The organism is Amycolatopsis sp. NPDC104819, assembly GCF_055583145.1.
The window spans coordinates 1-1,864 of sequence record NZ_JBVJON010000008.1; the positions used below are offsets into that span (position 1 = coordinate 1).

Below are 1,864 nucleotides of genomic sequence, written 5' to 3' on the forward strand. Positions count from 1 at the left end.
CCCCCCCCCCCCCCCCCCCCCCCCCCCCCCCCCCCCCCCCCCCCCCCCCCCCCCCCCCCCCCCCCCCCCCCCCCCCCCCCCCCCCCCCCCGCCGCGGATCCTTATCGGCATCAACCGATCGGGCTCGTCAGGCGTGAGTCCCCCGCGAGGACGGCTTCGCGCAGGACGAGGGGGAACCATGAACCGCAGGGTCAAGGCGTTGCTGACCGCCACGCTGGCTTTGGTGCCGATGCTGACGGTCACCGCAGCGGCGCGCGGCGCGGACGGCTGCACGTGGACACCGGCCACGCTGCCGTTGCCCGCCGGGCAGACCTGGGGAAACGTCGCCGCCGCCGCGAACGGCGGCTGGATCGCGGGCAGCGGTTCCTCCGGCGGCGCGATCCGGTGGCACCACGGGGTCGCCGAGAACCTCGGCCGGGCGTTCGGCAAGCAGACCGAGCTGCACGACATCAACTCCGCGGGCACCGCGGTCGGGCTGACCTACAACAACAGCTTCCAGGACAACGCGGTCGTCTACCGGGACGGGCGGTTCACGGCTCTTCCGATCCCGCCGGGCCGGCGTTCGGCCCGGGCCCTCGCGATCAACGACGCCGGCGACGTCGTCGGGACCGCGCTCGGCATCGGGGACACCTTCGACCTGGCGATCTGGCCGGCCGCCGCGCCGGGCACGGTGCTGACGCTCAACCCCGATCCCGCCGGCTACGGGTACGTCAGCCCGGTCGAGATCGACGAGCAGGGCCGCATCCTGGTCCGCGCGTCGAGCTCGCAGACCGACTTCTTCGTGCGGTACCCGGACGGGACGATGACCAAGCTCGCGCTGGGCACCGACTACGTCAGCGCGTTCCGGAACGGCCGCATCGCGGGGGAAACGTACGAGAACGAGAAGTTCGTGACAGCCGAGTGGGACCTGACCGGCACACTCGTCCGCCAGTTCGACGTCTGGGCGATCGAGCCGGTGGTCGACTCCGGCACCCGCACGGCCGGCACCTACCTGACCGCCGGCGGCGGCGAGGCGCTCGGGGTCTGGGAAAGCGGGGTCCTCACCGACACCCTGGTCACCAACCAGGGCGCCGGCCGGCCGGTGCTCACCGACGACGGTGTTGTCGCGACGACGACCGGCTCCACGGTCACGACGTTCCACCACAGCTGTTCCGCGGCCGCTTGACACGCTTCACCGAAGTTGATTTTCTCACGATTCACGCACTGAAACTGGGGGAAAACCATGCAGCCACACTTCACCGCGCCCGTTCCGCAGAGACCGATGGCGCGGGTCCGGCCGCTCGCCGGCTGGCAGAGCGCGGCCGCGATCCTGATCATCGTGACCACCGCGGTCGACATCGCGGACGTCGCGGGCGAGTGGGGCGCCTTCCCCGAGTCCGTCTGGCTGGCGGTGAGCTGGACCTACCTCGGGTGCCAGGTCGTCACCGCGGTCGTCTTCATGCGGTGGCTGTGGCTCGCCCGCACCAACGCCGAGGTGATCGAACCCGCCCGGCACCGGCACTCGCCGATGTGGGCAGTGCTCGGCTGGATCGTGCCGATCGTCAGCTTCTGGTTCCCGCAGATGGTCGTCCGGGACGTCTGGAACGCCGGCAACCCCCAGCGGCCGCGCGGTACGGGGCGGCTGTTCCCGACGCCGGGCGCCGAGCTGGTGTCCTGGTGGTGGGCCGCCTTCCTCGGGAACCAGCTGCTGTCCTCGGTCGGCTCCCGCCTCACCGACGACACGATGATCACGCGCGACCTCGACACCCTCGCGGGGGGGGGGGGGGGGGGGGGTTCCCCCCCCCCCCCCCCCCCCCCCGGCCGGATCCCCCCCCGGCCAACAAAAACACCACGGCCCCCCCCCGCCCCCCCCTCTCCCGCCGCC

General features: G+C 73.0%; 2 protein-coding genes. Both read left to right on the plus strand.

Annotated features, from left to right (window positions below; genetic code table 11):
* Positions 1-178: 178 nt before the first annotated feature.
* The gene (locus ACZ63E_RS25430; RefSeq protein WP_465338600.1) at positions 179-1,165 is read left to right on the plus strand and encodes a hypothetical protein; all 987 of its coding nucleotides are present in this window, start codon (positions 179-181) and stop codon (positions 1,163-1,165) included.
* A 96-nt stretch (positions 1,166-1,261) separates the two neighbouring features.
* Positions 1,262-1,864 (plus strand): DUF4328 domain-containing protein (locus ACZ63E_RS25435; protein WP_465338601.1); only part of this gene is annotated, 603 nt, incomplete at its 3' end.

What these genes read in the sequence shown, in the direction of transcription:
- ACZ63E_RS25430 (WP_465338600.1), top strand. Translation starts at nt 179, where the DNA reads ATGAACCGCAGGGTCAAGGCGTTGCTGACCGCCACGCTGGCTTTGGTG.